The 24220-nt window shown below is 39.6% G+C and carries 24 protein-coding genes; 19 read left to right on the forward strand and 5 right to left on the reverse strand.

Going from position 1 to position 24220, the window contains the following annotated elements; translation table 11 throughout:
* Positions 1-79 precede the first annotated feature (79 nt).
* The 7 genes from KTI79_RS10490 (at position 80) to rdgB (ending at position 8552) form a co-directional block, all read left to right on the forward strand.
* The gene (locus tag KTI79_RS10490) at positions 80-2368 is read left to right on the forward strand and encodes a TonB-dependent receptor (protein ID WP_086376328.1); all 2289 of its coding nucleotides are present in this window, start codon (positions 80-82) and stop codon (positions 2366-2368) included.
* A 106-nt stretch (positions 2369-2474) separates the two neighbouring features.
* Positions 2475-3158 carry a Fe2+-dependent dioxygenase gene (locus KTI79_RS10495; RefSeq protein ID WP_032054373.1) on the forward strand — a complete coding sequence of 228 codons (684 nt, stop codon included), beginning with the start codon at positions 2475-2477 and terminating at the stop codon, positions 3156-3158.
* Positions 3159-3631: 473 nt separating this feature from the next.
* A complete protein-coding gene (gene leuA / locus KTI79_RS10500) occupies positions 3632-5329 on the forward strand; it encodes a 2-isopropylmalate synthase (RefSeq protein ID WP_086376327.1) in 1698 nt (565 codons plus the stop codon).
* 83 nt (positions 5330-5412) lie between these two features.
* Complete coding sequence (locus KTI79_RS10505) at positions 5413-6573, forward strand: homoserine O-succinyltransferase MetX (protein ID WP_002114709.1); 1161 nt, start codon at positions 5413-5415, stop codon at positions 6571-6573.
* A complete protein-coding gene (metW, locus tag KTI79_RS10510; RefSeq protein ID WP_001217230.1) occupies positions 6573-7166 on the forward strand; it encodes a methionine biosynthesis protein MetW in 594 nt (197 codons plus the stop codon). The genes KTI79_RS10505 and metW overlap by 1 nt, the downstream gene beginning before the upstream one ends.
* Positions 7163-7750 (forward strand): tetratricopeptide repeat protein, encoded by a 588-nt coding sequence (locus KTI79_RS10515; RefSeq protein ID WP_017385717.1) that lies wholly within the window; start codon positions 7163-7165, stop codon positions 7748-7750. The genes metW and KTI79_RS10515 overlap by 4 nt, the downstream gene beginning before the upstream one ends.
* Positions 7751-7928: 178 nt before the next feature.
* On the forward strand, positions 7929-8552 hold the full coding sequence (rdgB, locus tag KTI79_RS10520; RefSeq protein ID WP_004794770.1) for an RdgB/HAM1 family non-canonical purine NTP pyrophosphatase: 624 nt from the start codon (positions 7929-7931) through the stop codon (positions 8550-8552).
* A gap of 196 nt (positions 8553-8748) precedes the next feature.
* On the opposite strand, the gene KTI79_RS10525 is transcribed toward rdgB, so the two are convergent.
* Entirely contained in the window at positions 8749-9624 is an 876-nt protein-coding gene (locus tag KTI79_RS10525) for an AEC family transporter (RefSeq protein WP_032054371.1), read from the reverse strand.
* Between the two features lie 252 nt (positions 9625-9876).
* Here KTI79_RS10525 and KTI79_RS10530 point away from each other — a divergent pair, with 252 nt between their 5' ends.
* The 5 genes from KTI79_RS10530 to KTI79_RS10550 all read left to right on the forward strand — a co-directional run bounded on the left by KTI79_RS10530 (position 9877) and on the right by KTI79_RS10550 (position 16206).
* Positions 9877-10095 carry a Sec-independent protein translocase subunit TatA gene (locus KTI79_RS10530; protein ID WP_002114991.1) on the forward strand — a complete coding sequence of 73 codons (219 nt, stop codon included), beginning with the start codon at positions 9877-9879 and terminating at the stop codon, positions 10093-10095.
* 12 nt (positions 10096-10107) lie between these two features.
* A complete protein-coding gene (tatB, locus tag KTI79_RS10535; RefSeq protein ID WP_032054370.1) occupies positions 10108-10545 on the forward strand; it encodes a Sec-independent protein translocase protein TatB in 438 nt (145 codons plus the stop codon).
* Positions 10542-11312, forward strand: coding sequence for a twin-arginine translocase subunit TatC (gene tatC, locus KTI79_RS10540; RefSeq protein WP_032054369.1), 771 nt, complete (start codon positions 10542-10544; stop codon positions 11310-11312). The genes tatB and tatC overlap by 4 nt, the downstream gene beginning before the upstream one ends.
* Before the next feature lie 175 nt (positions 11313-11487).
* Positions 11488-13668, forward strand: coding sequence for a PhoX family protein (locus tag KTI79_RS10545; RefSeq protein ID WP_086376326.1), 2181 nt, complete (start codon positions 11488-11490; stop codon positions 13666-13668).
* Positions 13669-13872: 204 nt separating this feature from the next.
* Positions 13873-16206 carry a PhoX family protein gene (locus KTI79_RS10550; protein WP_086376325.1) on the forward strand — a complete coding sequence of 778 codons (2334 nt, stop codon included), beginning with the start codon at positions 13873-13875 and terminating at the stop codon, positions 16204-16206.
* 47 nt (positions 16207-16253) lie between these two features.
* Here KTI79_RS10550 and KTI79_RS10555 read toward each other — a convergent pair whose 3' ends face one another.
* The gene (locus tag KTI79_RS10555; protein ID WP_032054366.1) at positions 16254-17033 is read right to left on the reverse strand and encodes an NRDE family protein; all 780 of its coding nucleotides are present in this window, start codon (positions 17031-17033) and stop codon (positions 16254-16256) included.
* Positions 17034-17126: 93 nt separating this feature from the next.
* Between KTI79_RS10555 and lgt the strand changes: the two genes are divergently transcribed.
* The 7 genes from lgt to msrA all read left to right on the forward strand — a co-directional run bounded on the left by lgt (position 17127) and on the right by msrA (position 21967).
* Positions 17127-17945 (forward strand): prolipoprotein diacylglyceryl transferase, encoded by an 819-nt coding sequence (gene lgt, locus KTI79_RS10560; protein WP_032054365.1) that lies wholly within the window; start codon positions 17127-17129, stop codon positions 17943-17945.
* A gap of 79 nt (positions 17946-18024) precedes the next feature.
* Complete coding sequence (locus tag KTI79_RS10565) at positions 18025-18384, forward strand: hypothetical protein (protein ID WP_032054364.1); 360 nt, start codon at positions 18025-18027, stop codon at positions 18382-18384.
* Between the two features lie 11 nt (positions 18385-18395).
* A complete protein-coding gene (locus tag KTI79_RS10570) occupies positions 18396-18758 on the forward strand; it encodes a hypothetical protein (protein WP_032054363.1) in 363 nt (120 codons plus the stop codon).
* A 117-nt stretch (positions 18759-18875) separates the two neighbouring features.
* Positions 18876-19718 (forward strand): thymidylate synthase, encoded by an 843-nt coding sequence (thyA, locus tag KTI79_RS10575; RefSeq protein ID WP_032054362.1) that lies wholly within the window; start codon positions 18876-18878, stop codon positions 19716-19718.
* A 44-nt stretch (positions 19719-19762) separates the two neighbouring features.
* On the forward strand, positions 19763-20272 hold the full coding sequence (locus KTI79_RS10580; RefSeq protein ID WP_032054361.1) for a dihydrofolate reductase: 510 nt from the start codon (positions 19763-19765) through the stop codon (positions 20270-20272).
* A gap of 14 nt (positions 20273-20286) precedes the next feature.
* Complete coding sequence (locus tag KTI79_RS10585; RefSeq protein ID WP_032054360.1) at positions 20287-21342, forward strand: DUF4105 domain-containing protein; 1056 nt, start codon at positions 20287-20289, stop codon at positions 21340-21342.
* Positions 21343-21442: 100 nt separating this feature from the next.
* A complete protein-coding gene (msrA, locus tag KTI79_RS10590; RefSeq protein ID WP_004794799.1) occupies positions 21443-21967 on the forward strand; it encodes a peptide-methionine (S)-S-oxide reductase MsrA in 525 nt (174 codons plus the stop codon).
* Positions 21968-22024: 57 nt separating this feature from the next.
* On the opposite strand, the gene KTI79_RS10595 is transcribed toward msrA, so the two are convergent.
* From KTI79_RS10595 to KTI79_RS10605, 3 genes are read right to left on the reverse strand one after another with little or no spacing between them, the layout of a single operon-like run.
* Entirely contained in the window at positions 22025-22429 is a 405-nt protein-coding gene (locus KTI79_RS10595) for an ExbD/TolR family protein (protein WP_000885432.1), read from the reverse strand.
* Entirely contained in the window at positions 22429-23049 is a 621-nt protein-coding gene (locus tag KTI79_RS10600) for a MotA/TolQ/ExbB proton channel family protein (protein WP_001011664.1), read from the reverse strand. The genes KTI79_RS10595 and KTI79_RS10600 overlap by 1 nt, the downstream gene beginning before the upstream one ends.
* Before the next feature lie 43 nt (positions 23050-23092).
* Entirely contained in the window at positions 23093-23848 is a 756-nt protein-coding gene (locus KTI79_RS10605) for an energy transducer TonB (protein WP_032054359.1), read from the reverse strand.
* Positions 23849-24220 lie beyond the last annotated feature (372 nt).

The following is a 24220-nucleotide window of genomic DNA, read 5'->3' on the forward strand; positions in this document are numbered from 1 at the left end:
ATCCAATTAACACAAACTGTACATATAAATAAGAATTATTATTATTCGCATAACCTTTTAGCTTTAGAGTCCTGAAGTCATGTCTTTGATTAGAACACGTAAAAAAATTGTTTCATCTGCAATAGCCTCATCGCTATCAATGATTGCAACAACAGCTATGGCACAAGAAGCAGTTTCACAATTACCAACGATTCATACTCAAGCGACTCAAGAAGAATCATTAAAAGTAGATCAGTCTGCAAACTCTAAATTCGTAGCTCCTCTCAAAGACACACCAAAATCAGTCTCTATTCTTTCTCAAAAATTAATTAAAGATACAAACTCTAATACCCTTCTCGAAGCTTTACGCTATGAGCCAGGCATTACTTTAGGTGCAGGTGAAGGCGGCACACCGTTTACCGACATGCCTTACATTCGTGGTTATAACGGTCAATCTTCTATTTATGTTGATGGTGTTCGTAATACAACGTCTCAAAATCGCGATATGTTTGCCATTGAACAAGTAGAAGTCATCAAAGGCTCTTCTTCTGCTCTTGGGGGTGGTGGTAGCGTTGGCGGAAGTATTAACTTAATCCCTAAAGTTGCTCATGAAGGTGACGTTTATCAAGGCAGTATCCAAGGCGGTACTGATAACTATCGTCATATCCAACTTGATGCCAACAAAGACTTTGGTAATGGCATTGCTGGTCGTGTAGTTATCATGGGTCACGAAAATGAAAAAGCTGGTCAGAGTAACGGCGCTGAATATGCTCGTGCTGGTATTGCCTCAAGTCTTGCATTTGGTTTAGATACGGCAACTCGCGGAACACTGAGTTACTACTATTTACGTAGTAACGATGAACCTGATGCAGGTATTCCGTTTAACAATGCAAACCCAACCAAACCTCCTGTTGGAGTTATTGTAACTCCTGGTGACGGCAAGCCTGTTGATGTAAAAGCTGGAACCTACTATGGCTGGAAAGCGCGTGATTTCGACAAACGCGAAAACCACATTGGTACGTTTAAGTTGGAACATGATTTTAATGAAAATCTTACCTTGTCTAATATAGCAACCTACAACAAATCTAAATCTGATTATGTTTATACGAATGCTGATGACTCTAAGGGTAATATTTACAGAGGCACAATCGCTCGCCGTGCGTTAAGCCGTATCTTAGATAGCGATGCTTATAGCGATCAGCTTTCTTTAAGAGGTAAATTCAACACAGGTAGCCTAAAGCATTCTTTTAATGTTGGTACTGAGTGGAGCTTCCAAGAAACTGACCAAGGCGTATACACCTTTACTAATGCTGATGGTGAAACCACCTCAACCATTTTGGACAGCAATATTCAAAACTGTACTTCAGCTGCTGCTGTGGCAAATGGCTGGTGTACGAGTTTAAATAATCCAGGCAATGGTGCCTTCTATGACACACGTGGAGCAATTAAAGCGCAATCTACGACACGCAGTCATAATGTAGGGGTTTATGCTTTAGATAGTATTGAATTTAATCCACAATGGTTACTTAACTTAGGTGTTCGTTGGGATAAATTTGAAACTGAGAAAAAATATAATAAGGACGTAAGTGGACGTACTCCTCATAAAACTGGTGATAAATTAGAAAGTGATACAGATTACTTCTCTTACCAAGCTGGTTTAGTTTTCAAACCAACCGAAGATGGTAGTATTTATTTAAGCTACGCTACATCAGCAAACCCTGTAGGTGTACTTGCTGAAGGCGATACAGGTTCAGATTCTATTAGCGACTCAGGTGCTGCAAGTGCGAGTGCAAATGATCTAAAACCAGAAGAAGCTCGTACTTTTGAACTAGGAACTAAATGGGACCTGTTTAACAATCGTGCGAACTTAACAGCAGCAGTTTTCCGTACTGAAAAGCAAAATACGCGTATTCAGATCGACCCAAATACGACAGCCAATGCTGGTAAAAGTAAAGTTGACGGTTTTGAGATTAGTTTGAACGGAAAAATTACAGACAAATGGGATGTTTCTACAGGCTATAGCTATTTAGATAGTGAAATTACTGAAGCGGCATACAATGCAGTTGCTCAAGAAGGTAAACCATTACCATTTGTAGCGAAAAACAGCGCTACTTTATGGTCTACTTACCGAGTAATGCCTCAATTGACTTTAGGTGCTGGTGTTGAATATCGTGATCAAGTTTTCGTAAATACGACTGCTCCGAAATACTTGCCAACCTACACTATTTACAATGCTATGGCTAAATACGACGTGAACAAGAACGTAAATTTACAGCTTAACATCAACAATATCTCTGATAAGCGTTATTTTACTAGTGCACACGCAGCTCACTACGCGTTTGAAGGTAATGGCCGTAATGCTGTCTTAGCGATTAACTTTAAGTACTAAGTTCAAATTCCATAATTTATTTATGGAATTAATTAAAATTCATATAAAATAGCCTCATCACGAGGCTATTTTTACAAATGAAGTCTCTATATAAAAGGTGTTTGTCGTGATTCATCATATCCCCAATGTTTTAAGCAAAGAGCAAGTTGCCGAGTTTCGTAAGCTCATGGAAGACGCCAATTGGGTAGGTGGAAAAGTGACTGCCGGCACCTTGTCTGCTTCTGTGAAAAGAAATCAGCAACTCTCCGAACAAGACCCCCTTACCCATCATTTAAGTGATCTTGTCATCAAAGCAATTTGGCAAAATCCAGTGTTTCAGGCTGCAGCCCTACCCCACAAAATTATTCCACCGCTTTTTAATCGTTATGATGAACATGAAAGCTTTGGTTTCCATGTAGATAACTCAATTCGCCTTATCCGTGGAACTTCTGAACAGCTACGCACTGATTTATCTTGTACATTATTTTTAAGTGAACCAGATGAATATGAAGGTGGTGACCTAGTGATTGAAGACACTTATGGTTATCACGAAGTCAAATTACCGGCAGGTGACGTAGTTCTCTACCCTTCTACTAGCCTACATGAAGTCAGCAGTATTACCTCTGGTACTCGTTTTGCTTCTTTTTTCTGGGTACAAAGTCTGGTTCGAGACGATAGTAAACGCCATCTCTTATTTAATCTTGATGAGAGCATTCGAGAACTACGCAAATCACACGGCGATAACTACCCAGAAGTCATGAAGCTCACCAACATTTATCATAATTTAATTCGTATGTGGTCAGAACTGTAACTATATTTATTTTTGCCTTTTTAATTCTTAACAAACTTTTTTTCCTTAAAAAGGCAAGAATATGAAAATAATTTTCCATAAAAAATAAAACAGCGCAAAATTAGAAAATTATTTTCTAAACTATTTAACTAAAATTATGATAAGAATTTTGCACAAGGTGTAATCATTGTTTAGATGTGATATATCTAAATATCAAGATTACCCCAGCAAACCATCAAACTTATTATTCTACGGTCTAGAGATGAAAACGAATTACTTGTTTGCCCAGCCTACTCAAGCAAGACATCATCTGCAACTCCTGATGCTGCGCCAAGCGCGCGTATAAAAATTTTGTCTGCTTTTTAAAGCAGCACTTCAAAATTACCTTTAATTTTTCTGAATTAGATACCATATATATTAAGTAGAGACGTTGCCTTTTAAATATATCCTAAATATATCCAGAGCAACCGCGCTACGAGACAAGGAGTTTTCTCATGATGTTGGCTGACCCTAGCAAAAAATACCGCCGTATGTACCAACGTGTGGATTTACCAGATCGCCAATGGCCAAATAACGAAATTACAAAAGCGCCAATCTGGATGAGTACCGATTTACGTGATGGTAACCAAGCAATTTTTGAACCGATGAACATGGAACAAAAATTCAAAATGTTCAAAATGCTTGTAAAAATCGGTTTTAAACATATTGAAATCGGTTTCCCTTCTGCGTCTCAAATTGACTTCGATTTTACTCGCATGTTGATTGAAGAAAATCATATTCCTGATGACGTATACATTGAGGTTTTGGTTCAAGCACGTGACCATTTAATTGAACGTACTTTCGAATCTTTGGCAGGTGCTAAACGCGCAATTGTGCATATTTATAACTCGAACTCTCCAACCTTCCGTCAAAAGGTGTTGAATGTAGATGTTAATGGTGCAAAACAGTTAGCAATTAATGCTGCTCAAAAAGTTAAAGAGTATGCTGCACAGTATCCTCAAACTGAATGGATTTTTCAGTACAGCCCAGAATGCTTCTCTGCAACTGAATTAGAAGTGGCTAAAGATGTCTGTGATGCCGTCACAGAAATCTGGGATGCACGTCCTGACCATAAAGTGATTTTAAACTTACCTGCGACTGTAGAAGTTTCTACACCAAATGTTTATGCAGACCAAATTGAATGGATGCATCGTAATTTGGCACGTCGTGATGGTGTGATCATTTCTGTTCACTGCCACAATGACCGCGGCTGTGGTATTGCTGCCTCAGAACTTGCAATTATGGCAGGTGCTGACCGTGTAGAAGGTTGTGTGTTTGGTAATGGTGAACGTACAGGTAACGTTGACGTTGCAGCAATTGCGTTGAACATGTACACCCAAGGCGTAGCGCCTGAGTTAGATTTTTCTAACATTAATGAAGTGATTGCAACGGTTGAAGAATGTACTGGTTTACCGGTACACCCTCGTCATCCATATGCAGGTGACTTGGTATTTACTGCATTCTCTGGTTCACATCAGGATGCGATCAAAAAAGGTTTCGAATACCAGAAAAATGAAGAAGTCTGGGATATGCCTTACTTACCAATCGATCCAAAAGATTTGGGCCGCGACTACGATGCTGTAATTCGTGTAAATAGCCAGTCTGGTAAAGGCGGTATCGCTTACTTATTGGAATCAAACTACAACGTTGTGTTGCCACGACGTTTGCAAATCGAATTCAGCCAAGTTGTTCAGCAATATGCTGATGAGAACGGTACTGAAATTAATGCCAAAGAAATCTGGACATTATTTAAAGACACTTATGTTGATGTGAAAAACCATCATTACACAGTTAAAAACTACAAATTATCTGACATTAACGGTACTCAGATTATCGAACTTGATGTGGATGTCGAAGGTGAAACTCAACAACTTCGCGGTGAAGGTAACGGGCCAATCTCTGCGTTCTTAAATGCTCTTCAATTACCAATTGACGTATTGAACTATGAAGAACGTAGTATTAGTTCAGGTGCAAATGCGAAAGCATTAACCTTAATTGAGCTTCAAGTAAAAGGTACTGGTAAAGGTTCGTTTGGTGCCGGTGTTCATGACAATACGGTCACCTCATCCATTGAAGCAATTATTGCATGTACCAACCGTTTGATTGATCAAGGCGTTTTAAGTACAGATCAGGTTGTTGCCGCTGCTGTTTAATTAAAAAAAAGACTTTGGAAAGGATACCTAGCTTGGTATCCTTTCTTTTTATTCCTGAAAGATTTAAAAGGCGAAATGTTCCCGTGTCTTTTCCAGCTGATTCAGTGGGGTTAGTCACTCCGCAAAAGTTCCAATTTGAAGAACCATTACACCTTGAATGTGATCGTGTTTTGCCACGTTTTGAACTAATGGTCGAAACTTACGGCACTTTAAATGCTGATAAATCAAATGCAATTTTAATCTGTCATGCTCTTTCCGGACATCATCATGCAGCGGGTTATCACCACGAAGATGATAAAAAAGCTGGATGGTGGGATAGTTGTATTGGCCCGGGTAAAGCAATTGATACGAATAAGTTTTTTGTAGTTTCGCTAAATAATATTGGTGGCTGTAATGGCTCAACTGGCCCGACCTCACCAAACCCTGAAAATGACAATCGCCCTTATGGGCCTGATTTTCCATTAGTAACAGTACGCGACTGGGTTAAAACTCAGGCCATGCTTTCTGACCGTTTGGGTGTAGATGTCTGGTATGCAGTAGTCGGTGGATCATTAGGAGGCATGCAAGCACTACAATGGTCCGTAGACTACCCTGACCGCCTACAAAAATGTGTGATTATTGCCAGTGCACCAAAGCTTTCAGCACAGAATATTGCATTCAATGAGGTTGCTCGTCAGTCAATCTTGTCTGATCCAGATTTCCATCATGGCCGTTATTTAGAAAATGATAGTTACCCGAAACGCGGACTAATTTTGGCTCGCATGGTAGGTCATATCACCTATCTTTCAGAAGAAGCCATGAAACAAAAATTTGGCCGTGATTTAAAATCTGGCAAATTTATGTACGGTTTTGATGTCGAGTTTCAGGTCGAAAGCTATCTACGTTATCAAGGTGAACAGTTCAGCCGTAACTTTGATGCCAATACTTATCTCATCATGACTAAAGCTTTAGATTATTTTGATCCATCACGTGAGTACGGTCACTCATTAACTGAAGCAATGGGGAAAACTAAATGTCAGTTCCTGATTGTGTCGTTTACAACTGACTGGCGTTTTGCACCAAGTCGTTCACAAGAAATTGTAGATGCGCTTATTACCAATCATAAGCCTGTAAGCTATCTCGACATTGATGCTGAACAAGGTCATGACTCGTTCTTATTCCCTATTCCACTGTATGTCAAAACCATGCGCGCTTTCTTAGGCGGTGAAGAACACTTAAAATCGACATCACTGGAGGCAAGCTAATGCGTATTGATCAACAACTGGCAGAAAAGTGGATTAAACCCGGCTCAAGCGTACTCGATTTAGGGTGTGGTGACGGTGAATTACTCGCTCATATGAGCCAAAAGCATCAAATTCGTGCTTATGGTTTAGAAATTGATCAAGAAAAGATTGCAATTGCCGTCAGTCGCGGGTTAAATATTATTCAACAAGATTTGAATCTCGGCTTAAGCCGCTTTGCTGACCAGTCATTTGACTATGTGGTTATGGCACAAGCTTTGCAAGCCGTAGATGCACCCGATGTTTTATTAAGAGACATGGTGCGTGTGGGTAAACAGGCCATTATTACTTTTCCAAACTTTGCGCATTGGAAGACTCGCTCTTTTCTTGCATTAAAAGGAATGATGCCTGTATCGGATGCTCTACCATATATGTGGTATAACACCCCCAACATTCATTTATGTACATTTAAAGATTTTGAAGCACTATGTGCTGAAAATCAGATACAAATTATTAATCGACTCGCCGTCAATGGAAATCAGCAGGGAAGCCTGTTAAGCAAACATGTTCCGAATTTGTTTGGTGAAGTCGCTATTTATCGAGTGAGTGCACTATGAAAAAGACATTATTTAGCACACTATTTGCAGGACTGCTAAGTATGCAGGCTCATGCAGATTATATCGCCCAGCCACAATCGGTTGCGAGTCAGGCTGCACGTTTTTCAACAATGGGGATTAATGATCTTCAAAAAGCAGCAAAAGCGGGTCAAGCAGGCGCGCAATTTTACCTTGGTACACACTACCAATATGGTAAAGATGTAGCAAAAGACGAGAAGCAAGCTTTCGCATGGTTTAAAGCAGCAGCTGACCAAGGTTTATCACCAGCGCAACTCAACGTAGGCCGTATGTATGCCGACGGTATTGGTGTTAAAAAAGATGAGTCTATGGCTCGTAAATACTTTGAAAAAGCAGCGAGCAATGGTGATAACCGTGCAAGCTATAACCTCGCGATGATGGAAGAGCAAAAGAAAAACTACGTGGGTGCTTACCAGTGGTATGAGCTTTCAACTCGTGATGGCATGCTCGACAATAAAGTGATTAGCCTCTCTGAAGGTAAGAAAACTGCTCTTGCAGCGAACTTGACTCAAGAACAAATCCGTACAGCACGTGACCGTGCGGATAAATGGATTCAGGCACAATAATAACGGTTTATCCGTAAAAAAACCTTACTCGACTAAAACCACCTTGTATGCTCTACAAGGTGGTTTTAGTTTATTAGGATATTCTCATTTATATTCTATTTGCTTCCCTCTATATCCCCTTCCAAAAAACACGTAACATAACTGATGTTCGATATTAGCTATAAAGTTTGGTTTTATTATGTCTACCCCACATTGGTTTGATCAGGGCAGTTTAGTTCTTGCCAGCAATAACAAAGGTAAAGTCGCTGAGTTTGAAAAACTTTTTGAACAGTTGAAGTTACCAGTAGAAATTATTCCTCAAGGTCGCCTTAATATTCCTGATGCAATTGAAGACGGCTTAAGCTTTATTGAAAATGCCATTATTAAAGCGCGTCATGCTTCTAAAATTTCGGGTAAACCTGCTATGGCTGACGATTCTGGTATTTGTGTACCAGTCTTAGGCGGCGCACCTGGCATTTATTCAGCACGCTATGCTGGAGAACATGGTGACGATGCAGCGAATAATGCAAAATTATTAAATGACCTTTTGCCCTACCGTAAAAATGGTGAAGTGATTGAAGGTATGTTTGTATGTGTACTTGCTTTGGTGACACATGCTGAAGATCCTTTACCACAAATTTTCCAAGGCATCTGGCACGGTGAAATTTTAGAAGCTGCACGTGGTGAAAATGGTTTCGGCTATGACCCACTGTTCTGGTTACCAGAGCTTCAAGTTTCTAGCGCTGAGTTGTCTAAAGAAGACAAGAATAAGATTAGTCATCGTGGACAAGCGATGCAGTTATTCAGAGAGAGCTTAGTATAAAGTTTCTTTCCATATAGCCTTTGAATACCACCTTAGAGAGTATTCGACTTTGTATAGGCAACCCTTACTTTTCAAAGATGAAAAGTAAGCAAAAATCTTTTGTTAGACTGATGGCACTTCCTTGTGCCACAGTCTAACTGGAGGCATCCATGCCGCCTTCGCACAAGCAAGTGTAGGGTTAGAATTAAATAATTAATTAGACGAACATGTGTAAAAACACTGCATAAATCGCAATACACACACAACTCACAATCGTCCCTGAAGCGATATAAGCCGCAGATCTTCCCGTCCCTTGATAATGTGTTTCTAGCGCTACAATATTGGCTGCTGGTGGCAGACAGAACATTAAAAACATCACTCCAATTTGCTGGCTGATATTTGGAATGGGTAAAAATCTATAAGTTAAGCCGCAAAGTACAACCCCACAGGTAACTTTAAATGCTTGAGCTTTCGTACTATAAATCAAGTCTTTTAAATGTACTCGAGTACGACGCAACCACATTCCCAAGACACACATGCCAGCAAAGGTCATTGCGAACTTAGCAACCTCATATACCCAATGTATAGCAGGGCTTTCGATATGCTGGGCCCCTAAAAGTCTGAGCACAACAGCACAAAATATTGAAATACACGGTGGAGATGACAGAACCTTTTTTAATATGCTGAGCTTACTTTGCGGTGCGGTGGTGACCGCCGTAACAGCCCATGCATTTCCAAAAAGAGACATTCCAATATATAGCGCAACAATTGGAGCCGTAGCATCAGGACCAAATAAAGCCATGGCAAAGGGAAAGCCAAGCCAGCCCATGTTGGTATAACTCACGCATAGCGCTAACAATCTGTCTTTAAATAAAGCTAAATAGGCAAAGAAAATAAGAAATGCTGAACCGAAGCTAAACAGCATCAAACTCAAACTACCTGGCTGATAAAATACCATGTTGTAAATAATAACAATTGGAATCAGAAGTCGTGCAAGCCAAGCTGAAAGAATAGGTTTTATGGTTTCTGCAATGGAAGTCTGAGCAAGTAGAAGTCCTGTGATAAATGCCAATACAGGCAGTAGTAGCGCCACACTCTCTCCTCTTGCTCATTAAAACTAGCTTGCTATGCTACACCTTTTCAAAATGAAATGTACTCTCCATTTCAAGTAATTTAAGTGGCTCTTTTCAAACTATGTATAAATAAAAAAAGAAGATGTTAAGTTTATAAAATGAACTTTTTAGGTTTTGAAAGTCATTCATTGTCTTAAAAATGACATATAAATGTCACATTACTGTCATGGCAACCTGTTGATATAAAGCAAACTGAAAAGAGGTATAAAATCATGGCTGGTTTATCTATTTGGCATGTCGTTATTTTTGCAATTGTCGTTATTTTATTATTCGGTACATCTAAATTAAAAAATATCGGTAAAGACGTAGGCGGTGCAGTAAAAGACTTTAAAAAATCAGTTCGTGAAGAAGATGAGACTACTGCTCTTAATACTCCACGTACAATTGATGCCCAAGTCAAAACACCTGACAGCACATCAGTAAAAAGCTAAAGGTTTTCGACCATGCTTGATGTAGGAATGACAGAGCTACTCTGTTTTGCAATTATTGCAATTTTAGTTTTAGGTCCCGATAAACTTCCGGAAGCCGCACGCTTTGCTGGTCGTTGGTATGTTCGTCTAAAACGTTATATTACTAATTTGCAAAATGAGATTGATCAAGAGTTGCGTCTTTCTGAGTTTCGAAAAGAAATGCAAGAAGAACTCAACCGCATTGAAGCACTAGAACGTAAAGTACAACAACAGCTTGAAGAAATTCAAAAGCAGAATATTTCTGAAAATATAGATAAGGCTGAGGCAACCAAATCAGTGCCCCAACCTATTCGGATATGTCTTCCTATATCAGGCCATTATAAAGTCCCATACATTAGAAAATTTATGCCTTTCACATCATCAACTGATATTTCAGAGACATCACCTGTTAAATTGAAGATTGCCGTATGAACCAACTGCCTTCAACCACTGTAAATAATCAGGAAAATTTAGACCAAATGCCAATCATGAGCCATTTGGTCGTTTTACGACGTCATTTATTTAGGATTGTCGGAGTAACCTTATTTTTATTTTTTTGCTTATTACCTTTTAGAAATAATACTTACCAATTACTATCTGAACCTTTGAGGCTGCAACTTCCGACATCCTCGTCAATGATTGCAACCGATGTCACTGCAACCTTTATGGCGCCTTTTAAGCTCAATTTATTTGTCGCGCTTGTGCTGGCAATGCCATTTATTCTTTATGAAATCTGGTCATTTGTTCGTCCAGCACTCTATCAAAAAGAACGTCATTTAGCACTGCCATTACTCATCGGTAGTATTGTCTTGTTTTATGCGGGCGTTGCTTTTGCGTATTACATTACTCTTCCGGCAATTTTACATTTCTTTATTAGTGTATCACCTGAAACTGTTGCACCGATGACGGATATTAATAGCTACCTAAGCTTTTGCTTAAAGTTATTTTTAGTGTTTGGACTGACTTTTGAAATTCCAATCGCGACACTTCTACTGATTTTAATTGGTGTGGTAAATACAAAAAGTCTTGCTGAAAAAAGACGTTTTATCATTGTGGGCTGTTTTTTCGTAGCCATGTTCATTACCCCACCAGATGCAATTTCTATGGTGATGTTGGCAATCCCGATGTGGTTGCTTTTCGAACTTGGATTATTGTTCGGTAAAATTCTTGAGAAAAGAAAAATTCAATCTGCTGAATAAAATAATATTTAAGAAAAAGCCTGAACCTCTAAGTTCAGGCTTTTTTATATAGACCACTTTTTAATCTATAAAGCAATAAACTGTCTTCAAAGTGACTTAAAAATGTAAGAAAAGTGTCATTTACAGTCCATAGAATCAACTCAACAAATATACTCACAAAAGTTACGGATTTATTATGACAACTGCTTCTAACCACCCAACACGTCGCGACATTTTAAAATGGTTTACGGGGATCCCTTTTCTTCCATTAGGTGCGATGGCTACGGCAGCAACGTTAGCAGGATGTAACGATAGTAATGATGATTCAGACGTTACCACTCCATCAAAACCAATTAACTTTAAAAATGCAACGTTCACGTCAATGCCTGCACCGTCTACTGTAGCAGAGATCGCAACAACAGCATGTGCATCAAAGCTTGCTATTTCATGGGAAGATGGCAGTAAAACCGAATATCAACTTGCTTACAAACCATTCTTTTTAACAGGTACAGAAGTTCCTGATGGTAAGGGTGGAAAAATTATTGCGGGTGGTTATTTTGACATTAATAATAAACCAATTATCGATAAATCAGTTGCAGGTAAAGAACGTCAATTCTTCTCTGACTGTCCAGATGGTAGTTCTCTGATTAGCTTCAAACAAGCGACTGGCAAAGATTTTACAGATGCAGACAAGAAAGCATTAGGTGTAACTGGCAACCCAGTGTTCCATGTGGTTCAGTTTGAATATTTATCAAAAGACCAAAACGGTGGTGATACTTACGGAAAATTATCATCTCCGATTGCAGTGCTTACTTTAGATCAAGACCCGAAAACTGGTCATTTGACTTTAATTAAATATCATAATGTAGACACTTCAAGTGCGCATGGTTTATGGATTACTTGTGGTGCAAGCTTATCACCATGGGGAACTCACCTTTCTAGTGAAGAATATGAACCAGATGCTTTCAACCAAAAGTTAGGTCAATCACTCTCAACACTTAAAGCATTCAGTAAAAATGTGTATGGTGATGAAAATGCGGCAAATCCATATAACTACGGTCATTTACCAGAAATTACCGTAAATGCAGATGGTACGGGTCATGTGACAAAGCACTACTGTTTAGGCCGTATTTCACATGAGCTTGTACAAGTTTTCCCAGATAACCGTACTGTATTAATGGGTGACGACTATACCAATGGTGGTCTCTTCATGTTCGTTGCAGATAAAGAGAAAGACCTATCTGCGGGCACACTCTACGTTGCAAAATATACAACAGTACTTACAGATACAACGACGGGTCAGATCTCATGGATCAAGCTTGGTCATGCAACAAGTGTAGAGATTGAAAACCTAATCAAGAGCGGTATTAAAGGAACTGATATTTTTGAATCGGTTCTACAAATTGCTAAATACCCAAGCGATGCAACGACAGCAGAAAAAGATGCTATTGATGCTGGAGATAAAGGTACGCCTGAACAACAAGCTTTGGCAAAAGCTGCGAAAGATCGTTTAAAACTACAACAAGCTGCTCAAAAAGCAGAACTAGAAGCACAAGGTTTCAAATTTACTTATTTGAGTAAAACTGGTGTTTATCTCAAGCTTAAAGATAACAGCGACAAAACTAAACTTGCAGCGGCTTTCCTTGAGACACACCGCTATGCGGCTTACGTTGGTGCTTCAATGGCATTAACTAAAAACGAAGGTACGACTGTAAATATCGCAGATAAACGAGCATATTCAGCTTTAGCTAACATTGTTGATTCAATGGTTGAAGGTGGTAGCGGTTACCTTGCTGAGCACAACGTTAAATTCCCGAAAATCACGGCTGGCGGTATTTTGGAGCATAAACTTACAGGCGGCCAAAAAGACAGCTCAAATGTAGCAATTAACAGTGAATGGGTACCTAGCCAATCTAGTCTTCTCATTAAAGGTAAAGACATTAGCTTTGACAGCTTAGGTAACACTGCTGACCCAGAACAGATTGCTAGCCCTGACAACTTGAAGTTCTCTGAAAAGCTACGTACGTTATTTATTGGTGAAGACTCTGGTAACCACTTAAATAACTTCTTATGGGCTTACAATGTCGACACTAAACAGCTCATCCGTATCTTGTCTACACCAGCAGGTGCAGAATCAACTGGTCTACACGCAGTCGATGAAGTAAACGGTTGGACTTACATCATGAGTAATTTCCAACATCCAGGTGATGAATGGAACCGTTTCTATAAAGAAGCTGATGGTGTTCGTACTGGTATCAGTGCAGATTTACTTTCGCAAATTGATACAGCGATTAATACCAACTACAGCAATAAATTTGCAGCAGCAGTTGGTTATATCACTGCCGACCCAATTGCTCCATCTGTTGTAAAAAAATAATTTCTACACTTTAAAAAGAAACCTGCTTTATGCAGGTTTCTTTTATTTTGGATCATCCGCGATTTTAAAAATCGACTTATACTTTCAACCAAACGATCAAATATTTCATTAACTTATCATCAAAACGTCAAAGCCTCGTCACATTCACAAACTAAGCTCATGAAGACTTTTAGAACAATCTCTTTATTTACTTAGGAATTTCCCATGACAGAGCTGACGCCATATCATGAAGACCAAGAATTGGATAATAATACTTCTGACAATATCCACTTCCGCGACATTTTAGAACAACACATTAGTCGTCGTAGTTTAATTACTAAAGCAGCAAGTGGTGCAGTAGCGTTAACTTTAGCCTCTACCTTAACAGGCTGTAACGATAGTGATGATGACTCAGGTTCAAACAACGGTGGAACCACACCTGTAGATCCAAATAAAAAACCAGAAAAATTAACTTTTACCGCAGTTGCGAAAAACCATAACGATATTGTGACTGTACCTGAAGGTTATGAAGCGAATGTCATTTATGCTTTGGGTGACTCAATCAATCCTAATTTTGGCGAATGGGACGATAATAATATTCCATCTGGCCCAAGCTTCCAGTTCCGTTCTGGTGATTGCCATGACGGTATGCATTTCTTTGGTTTAAATACGTCAAAAAACAACTTTGATGAAAGTGTTTCGACTGAAGGTTTGTTGGTGATGAATCACGAATATATCAACCAGACCTTCCTTCACCCAAAAGGTCCAACAAAAGTTGATGGACGCCGCCCTGAAGATGAAGTCATCCGTGAAACAAATGCACATGGCGTATCTATTGTTCACATTAAAAAAGATCCAACAACTCAACAAGTAACAATTGATAAAAGTTCTGCTTTTAACCGCCGTATTACAGCATCAACAGAGATGGATTTTAAAGGTGCTGCAGCGGGTTCAAGCCTGCTTGCAACTCGCTTCTCACCTGCTGGACGTCAAACACGTGGCACTCATAATAACTGCGGTAATGGTTATACACCTTGGGGCACTTATTTAACCACTGAAGAAAACTTTATTGGTTATTTCCAACGTTCAGGTAGCGATGAATATGCACGTACAGATGCAGAAAAAATTGCATTAAAACGTTACGGATTAGGTGTTAAAAAAGATGAACTTTATCAGTATGAGAAAGATGAAAAAGGTGCTCCTAAAAAAGATAAAGACGGAAAGATCATTTATTTAAAAGATAAAAATGGTGAGTTCATTCCTAACATTGATGAACAAGGGCGACAAATTTATTTAGGCGTAAGTTCACGCTACGGCTGGGAAACAGCAATTGGTCAAGTAGAGTCACAAGACTTGTATGACCGCTGGAATGCCGACGTAAAAGCAGCCCAAGCTACCCAAGATTACCGTAACGGTCCAAATACGTTCGGTTGGATGGTCGAGATTGATCCGTTTGATGGTCGCCAAAATCCGGTTAAACGTACCTCATTGGGTCGTTTTGCACATGAAGATAGTGCTTGCCGTGCCGTAGCAGGTCAACCATTAGCATTTTATATGGGCGATGATTCTCGCGGTGAATACATCTATAAATTCGTCTCTACCGCAGTGTGGGATGTCAAAGATGTAAATCGTGGTTATGCGGCTGGCGACAAATACATGAACGCAGGTAAATTGTATGTTGCCAAGTTTAATAACGATGGTTCAGGTCAATGGATTGAACTTGCTTATGGCAAAAATGGCTTAAATGAAAGCAACACGACCTACCCATTTAAATCTCAAGCGGATGTTGTCACATTTGCGCGCTTAGCAGCAGATTCTGTAGGTACTACAAAAATGGACCGCCCAGAATGGTGTACGGTCAACCCAGTGAACGGTGAAGTTTATGTCACCCTAACCAACAACTCAAATCGTGGTAAAGATTATGCAACTGATGCAGCTAATCCACGTAACTACACCGACCTCTACAACGGCACGAAAGAGCAAAAAGGTAATGTAAACGGTCATATCATCCGTTTTAAAGAAACCGATGACAAAACAACTGCTGAAACCTTCAAGTGGGATATCTACTTATTTGGTGCAGAAGCATCTATGGCTTCAAACATCAATTTATCTGGTTTGACAGACAACAATGATTTGTCATCTCCTGACGGGATGTGGTTCGACCCACGTGGTGTACTTTGGATTCAGACAGATGATGGCGCATATACCGATGTGACTAACTGTATGATGCTTGCTGCGTTACCGGGCCAAATTGGTGACGGCGCTGCCGCCACTACTTCAAACGGCCAACAAACGCTAGTCGGCGCTAAAGTGACAGACTCAACATTACGCCGTTTCTTGGTGGGTCCAAAGCAATGTGAGATTACAGGTATTGCCATGACACCTGACTACAAAGCAATTTTCATTAATGTTCAACACCCCGGTGAAGATTCTGCAAGTTATGCAACACCGGATAGTAACTGGCCAGCAACCCAGAAAGATCCAAGCAACAAAACTGCGCGCCCACGTTCAGCAACTGTGGTAATTACCCGTAAAGATGGTGGTGTGATCGCAGGTTAATTCTTAGATGATTAAAAATGCCGGTCAATTGATCGGCATTTTTATTATCATCGATTTAAAAGGATCTGCTGCTGAACAATTTGCCCACTATGTTCGCCTTGTTGAGTCTTTTCCAACCAAAGCCATTCGTTATTGGTCATTCTTAAAAAATTCGAACAGCGTGTACCATACACAGGACTTTGAATAAAGGTAGATGACAATAACTCTTCCATTTCTGGCTGAATGCCGGTATTGGGTAATAATGCCGTTGTGACCTTACGTTCATCTTCAAGAATATCCCATGCAGCATGTTGCAAAGTTAACTCTTCCGCCTGGTGCTGAAGCATAGGCAAAAACTCTTGCGTAAAACGTGTTCTTAAATGTCTAGTTTTTTCCCAATGTTCAGACATTAAACCATTTGAAACCACATAAACACCGTTAGCCAAGACTTGCGGGGCTTCACCACGATTACTCATATAAACCGCTTGATCAGCATTTCCCATAAACAGGTTAAAGCCAGCAAAGTTCTGTTGCTGCTGTTCTAATTGCTGAGCAAATCGAATCGGCAATAAATCAGATTCTAAAAAAGCCTGAACCAAATGGCCACGAGACGTTTCATATGATTTTTGATCTCGACCATCACGAAAATTGGTCAAGACAGCCCATCGGCCTTGAGGTGTAACGCCCATCCAAGTACCACCCGACTGTAAATCTTGCCCAGCAATAATCGGCGTATGATCCCATTGATGCAATAATGCGGTTGGTCGATGATAGAACTCATCCCGATTTGACATAAGACATAAGGGCATATCATCCAGAACATGCCATGCTAAAGCGACAATACACATCTTTTCTTATTCCCTATCTTTACACATTGAATGTACAACATTTTTCACATCATTCCGCTACAATCTGTCAAAACGTAAGATCAAGGAGCAGCAATGCTGACCTATCCTAATATCGATCCGGTCGCAATACATCTAGGACCTCTTCAAGTCCATTGGTATGGACTGATGTATTTATTGGCATTTTTATGTGCTTGGGGGCTTGCTTCCTACCGTGCCAAACAACGTGATGGCTGGACATCAGAAATGGTTTCCGATCTGGTGTTTTACGGTGCCCTAGGTGTCGTTCTGGGCGGTCGTGTCGGCTATGTCTTTTTCTATGAGTTTGATAAATTCCTTGAAAATCCGATTTGGTTATTCCAAGTCTGGACAGGTGGCATGAGTTTCCACGGCGGCTTTCTCGGTGTTATGGTTGCTATGCTATTTTGGTGTAAAAAATACCAAAAAACATGGTTCCAAACACTCGACTTTATTGCCCCATGTGTACCGACTGGCTTAATGTTTGGGCGCTTTGGTAACTTCATTGGGGGAGAATTATACGGTCGTGCGGTAACCGACCCAAATTATCCATTTGGTATGATCTTCCCAACTGATCCATTACAACTGGTACGCCATCCATCACAAATTTATCAAGCAATTTGTGAAGGCTTAATCCTATTTATTATCTTGTGGTGGTTTAGTTCAAAACCACGTCCACGTATGGCAGTTTCTGCTCTATTCTTAATGGGTTATGGCGTTGCACGCTTTGTGATGGAATTCTTCCGTCAACCAGATGCCGACCAAGGTTTTATTCTATTTGGCTGGATGACTAAAGGACAAATCCTCACCGTTCCAATGTTGCTGATTGGCCTCTGGATGATGTGGTATGCCTACCAAAAGAAAATTTATGATTGGGGCCCACAAAAGAACAGTTAATATGATAAATCAGAGGAGTTTCGGCTCCTCTTTTCTTTTTTATGCTACAGTTTTACTCTCCCAAAAATGAAGATATGCCATGCTGGAATTCTGGTTTGACACACAAGTCCCAACATTTAAAAAATTAGTGATTTTAATTATTACTTTGGCTATTTGTATTGGGCTATATCAATACCAGCCTTTGCCATTAGATACGATTCTAATGTTTACTGGAACGGGTGTTATTTTTTTAATCTGCCGCTATTTTAAATTACATTTTGCTCAAAAAAATCCAACTGGCTTACTTTACCGCCTGCTGACTTGGATCCCTATCGCACTGTTATTTGCACTTATCTTTGTTAAAACAATGCCGAACTTGCTGGTCTGGGGTGTCCAAGGAATCGCTTTTATGGCACTTGCAGCTTTTATCTTTTCACCTCAATCACTTTTTAAGAAATAGGTTTGGTTTTCATGTTGGCTTATTGGTACAACGCTCCGCGCCACATCAAACTTATCTTCATTATTGTTGTTTGTGTTGCAGTTTATGCTGCTAATCAAGTTCAGCCCTTATCGCCGACTTACACTATTCTTAGTCTTGTATTAGGTTTTGGACTTCACTTCGGACAATATTTAAAAACAAAAATTTCAGTTCGTAGCTCACATAAATCTAACTTTCAGTTTCTACTTAAAATTTATCCTCTCATTGTTGTTGCTATTGTGATGTGGGTGCTGCCACCTCAACACAATTGGACTGCAACAATACAAGCTTTAGGCTTTGTACTGATTGGCTTTTTCCTTGTCTCGATTTATCAAAATCGTGCTAAACGTTTTTAAGCATAAAACTTAGCTCGTTTTTACTATTCCCAAAGCATGCTATTATCTTCCACGGTTTATTGATCCATGAACCGTATCCCTTCTATTTTATGGAATTAATCCGAACTCGAGAGTGTTATGCGTGCATATTTAGACCTACTACAACATATCCTTGATAATGGCGGTGACAAAGGCGACCGTACAGGCACAGGAACCCGTTCTGTATTTGGTCATCAAATGCGTTTTGATCTCTCTAAAGGTTTTCCTTTACTCACCACAAAAAAAGTTCACTTTCGTTCTATCGTGATTGAGTTACTTTGGTTTTTAAAAGGCGACACCAACGTCCAATATCTAAAAGACAATAAAGTTTCAATTTGGGACGAATGGGCAACGACAGAACAAACTGCTCGTTTTGGCCGCCCAGAGCATGAGCTTGGGCCTGTTTATGGTCATCAATGGCGTAATTTCGGTGCAACAAAAAAGGCGGATGGTACTTATAACCAAGATGGTTTTGACCAGATTAAATGGTTAATTAATGAAATTAAAACCAACCCAAATTCACGCCGTTTAATTGTTTCTGGCTGGAACCCAAATGAAGCGGGACAAGTTGCATTACCACCTTGCCATACGCTCTTCCAATTTTTTGTACAAGATAACAAATTGTCATGCCAACTTTATCAACGTAGTGCAGATGTGTTCTTAGGTGTGCCTTTTAACATTGCAAGCTATGCTCTACTCACCCATATGATTGCTCAAGTGTGCGGTTTAGGTGTTGGTGATTTTGTCTGGACTGGTGGTGATACACATCTTTATGCCAACCATTTTGAACAAGCTAAACTTCAATTGACACGTGAGCCTTTACCGCTGTGTCAATTGAAACTAAACCCAGAAATAACTGATTTGTTTGATTTCAAATTTGAAGATATTGAAATTGTAGGTTATGAATCACATCCTGCAATTAAAGCACCAGTTGCAGTATAACAAAGGCTTAAATTCATTAGGTTACGGTTTAGAGAATAAAGATTATGGCATGGCAAAATGTAGAAGTTGTCCACGTTGTGGCAATGGACAAGAATCACTGTATTGGTAAAGGCAATGCGTTGCCATGGTATATTTCTGCCGACTTAAAACACTTTAAAGAAATCACCCAAGGCGGTGTGGTCGTAATGGGCCGTAAAACACTTGAGTCTATGGGCCGTGCTCTACCAAACCGTGTGAACTGGGTAATTACCCGTGACATTAACTGGCAATTTGACGGTGTTAAAGTTGCATATTCAATTGAAGATGCTTTAAACGCAGCTTTAGAAGATGTAAAAAATACCGAAAAACAAGCATTGTTCATCATTGGTGGCGGTGAGATATTTAAGCAAACCTTGTCAATTGCAGACCGCCTTGAACTCACTCATGTTGACTTAGATGTGCAAGGTGATGCACATTATCCAACAATACCGAGTGAATTTTATAAAACTGCGAGTGAACAACAAATTGATGAAAAATCAGGAACTTCATTCGAGTTTGCAACTTATAAAAAATAATTGTATGGATGCCTATGCACAATATCGGAACACGTGAATTTATTATTGCTCTACTTTTTGGGCTCCTACATAGTCTATTCACGCTGTTTATTGTGTTCTCTAGTATTTGGGTATGTGTAGCACTCTGGGTTCAACAACCTTTTGGATGGTTAGGCAGCCGCATACTCATCGGTATCTGGATTGCTTTTGCACTGAGTATGGCGGGCTTATATGTTGAAGGTCATATTATTAGCCGCCGTACCGATCTCCTGATTTATCTTTTAGCATTTGCCTGCTCTCTTGTTTGGTATTTTTCCATTACTGCACGTCAAGATCGCGACTGGAATCCAGAAGTTGCCAATATGCTGAGCTATGAAAAGCACGGCGATGTAATCACTTTACACAATGTTCGTAACTTCAACTGGCATCCTGATGGAACTTATGATGTGCGATGGGAAACCCGAACATTTGATCTTAAGCAATTAAATGGCATAAACATCATTGCCTCTTACTGGATGGGACCACAAATTGCTCATACACTGGTAAGCTTCGAATTTAAGAATCAGCAACCTTTAGTCTTCTCAATCGAGATTCGCAAAGAAAAAACTGAAGAGTTTTCAGCCATTGGTGGCTTTTTTAGAAAATATGAACTTAGTTTAATTGCTTCTGATGAAAAAGATATTGTCTATACGCGTAGCAACATCCGTAAAGAGCAGGTTTATAATTTCCCAGTCAATATGCCACGTAGCGAGCAAAAAGCGTTATTTTTAGAATATCTTAAGAAATCGGATGAGCTACGTGCAGAACCGAAGTGGTACAACACCCTTACGAGTAACTGTACAACTTTAATTTTTGATATGGTTCAAGCAATTAACCCCTATGAACTTCCTAAAGATTATCGTTTAATCGCTTCAGGTTACTTACCTAATTATTTATATGACCTTAAAGCACTTAATCAAAATATCAGTTTAAAACAGTGGTATCAAATTGCGCATATCAACCCAAGAACTGAAAATTTTGAACAGCTTTCAGATCAGAGTAGTCAACACTTCTCTCAAATCGTTCGACAAGGTTTACCTAAAGCTAAATGAAATAAGTAATCCACTTTTCTTTACTTTTTTATACATGCTTTACTTTGTATTTTAAATACATAAACCCTATTGTAATAGGCAGGAAATAGAGGGAAAAACAATGCAACAGGCATTATTTGGCGGCGGCTGTTTTTGGTGCGTCGAAGCTGTATTTTTACAAATACGCGGTGTAGAAAAAGTAACTAGTGGTTATGCAGGTGGGCACACGACTAACCCTACTTACGAGCAAGTATGTCAAGGAGACACTCAGCACGCTGAGGTGATCTTAGTCGACTTTGATGAAGAGCAAGTAACTTACTCCCAGTTACTCGACGTGTTCTTTGCGACTCACGATCCAACGACTTTAAATCGCCAAGGTAATGATATCGGCACACAATACCGCTCTGTTATTTACTATTATAATGAAGAGCAAAAGCAGGCAGCGGAACACACGATTCAGACTCTAAAAAATGACGATCTTGATATTGTGACTGAATTGTCTCCTGTTCCGACGTTCTATCCGGCCGAAGAATATCATCAGAATTACTATGCAAAGAACCCTTCACAAGGTTACTGTAACTTTGCGATTCCACCTAAGCTGCTCAAGCTATATAGTAAATTCCAGCATCTGATGAAAGATCAATAAATTAGAGCAATAAAAAAGCAACCAATTTGGTTGCTTTTTTATTAAGTAAACTAAATTTTAGTTTTCACTTACAAAGGCAATATCGCTCAGTCCGGCTTCACTGGCGCGAGACATTACCTGAGCAACAGTATCGTACTTCGACTCTTTATCAGCACGAAGTTGAACTGTTGGTTTAACATCGCCTTGACCTGCTTCTTGAAAACGTTTTTGAAGCTCATCTAGGCTAATTACTTGAGTATCCCAAGCCACTTCACCATTTGCATTGATACTAATCGTAATTGCTTTTGGTGGTGGATCAATAATTTCAGCAGTTGTTTTAGGAAGCGTTAATGGAATCGATGGGTTGGCAACTGTTGCTGTGACCAAAAAGATGATCATTAACACCAACATAATGTCGATTAGCGGAATGAGATTCATCTCATTCATGCCACTATCGTGGTCTTCACCCAATTGAAAAGCCATTAAGCTTGACCTCCAACATAACTTTGCTGTGCAGTTTTAACATCAGACTTTACAGTTGAGTCTTGCTGCAACATCGTGTCAATTAACAAGCTATGCGCTTGATCTTGTAAGTCATGAGCAAGACCACGGTTTGCACGTACACAAATGTTATAAGCCAATACCGCTGGAATCGCAACTGCAAGACCAAGACCTGTCATAATAAGTGCTTCACCTACTGGTGTAGCCACTTGAGCCAAACCTGCTTGTCCGCTTTTACCTACCGCAACAAGTGCATGGAAAATACCCCATACCGTACCAAACAAACCTACGAATGGCGCAATTGAAGCAATCGTTCCTAAAACCGAAATACCTTTATCAGCATTGGCTTTTTCAGCAGAAATCTGACGAAGTAATGCCTGCTCTGCAACCGCTTTACGCTGTTCAAAACTCAAAGGTTGTAACTTTGCTTTTAGCGAAGTAATAGCCTGAGAGAGTTGAGCATAAGCTTGTTGTTTTAGCTGGCGAGTCCCCATCAAACGTAAGATGAAAACTGTCCAGGTAGCAATCGACATTGCCAATAAGATAAAATACAGGGTTTTACTCACTGCATCTGCATGTTGCCAATAGATTGAAAAGTTCATATTGAACTCCTGATTAAGGTTAGCCGTTGGGACTCAAATTCATTTAAGGGGTTAAATCAAAGGGTTGCTCTGCTCTAATTGGATAAGCAACTCCATTTTCCATATAAGGTTTAAATTTCGCACCGCGAACAGCACGGACAACTTTGTCGTCTAGACTTGAAATACCACTACTTCTAGTCACTCGTACATTAATAATTTTGCCTTTTTCATCGGCTTCAATGAGTACAACAACAGAACGTGCTTCGCCTTGTAAATCTTTTGGAGAAACTGTTAAACGTGGTGAACGACTCCATTGTACCCCCGAACCACCGATTGAAACTCGTTTTGGTGATGGGTCTGGAGCAGGTTGAGCTTTAGGCGCTTCTTGTACCACTGGCTTCGGTTTTTCTACGACCTTTTCAGTAACAGTTGTCGTTGTAGTCACTACTTTGGTTTCAACTTTAGGTTCTGTCTTTACTGTTTCTTTTGGTGTTTCAGCTTTTTTCACCTGTTGAATTTTTTCCACTTTTTTCGGTGGTGTCACAGGCTTTTCAACAACTTTAACTTCTTTTACCTCTTTCTTAGGTTCCGGCTTTTTAGGCGGTTCCTTTGGTTTAGGAGGTAGTGGTTTTGGTTGCTCTTGAATTTTTACGAAACGTACCTGTAAAGGCTTCTTATCGATTGGCTTTAATTCAGCAGGCTTAATATGGCTAACTGCCCATAAGACCCCGATATGACCAATTGCAACCGCAATTAGTGCCGTGATGACTTTCTTTTTCATCGGATTGGGAGAGTTTAAGGCTGCGGAAGATTGACTCATAAGAATCTAATTACCTAATGGATGATGATTTCAGATTTCTATTTACAGAAACGATTTCAAACATCGGATAGAACAATAAAGTGCCACAATAATAAATGAGAAGTGTTTTCATTTGCAACTATTTTTTGAGAAAAACATTTGCTCAAGATTACTCATTTGTATTAGTTGAGTGTCTTTGCTTTTGTTTTCTCATAGTTACATGAATTGGAATCTCTTATTCACAATGTGTTTATTCTCACTTATATAGTTAGACTAATTTCACTGTGAATAGTCCGAATCCTAAGTACAACTACCCGATATTGTTACGTTATATCATTTCAACAATATTTTTGATATAAAAAAACACGCAAGAAGCGTGCTTTTTTAAAATAA

The organism is Acinetobacter sp. WU_MDCI_Abxd143 (assembly GCF_025514195.1).
GTDB lineage: Bacteria > Pseudomonadota > Gammaproteobacteria > Pseudomonadales > Moraxellaceae > Acinetobacter > Acinetobacter pittii_H.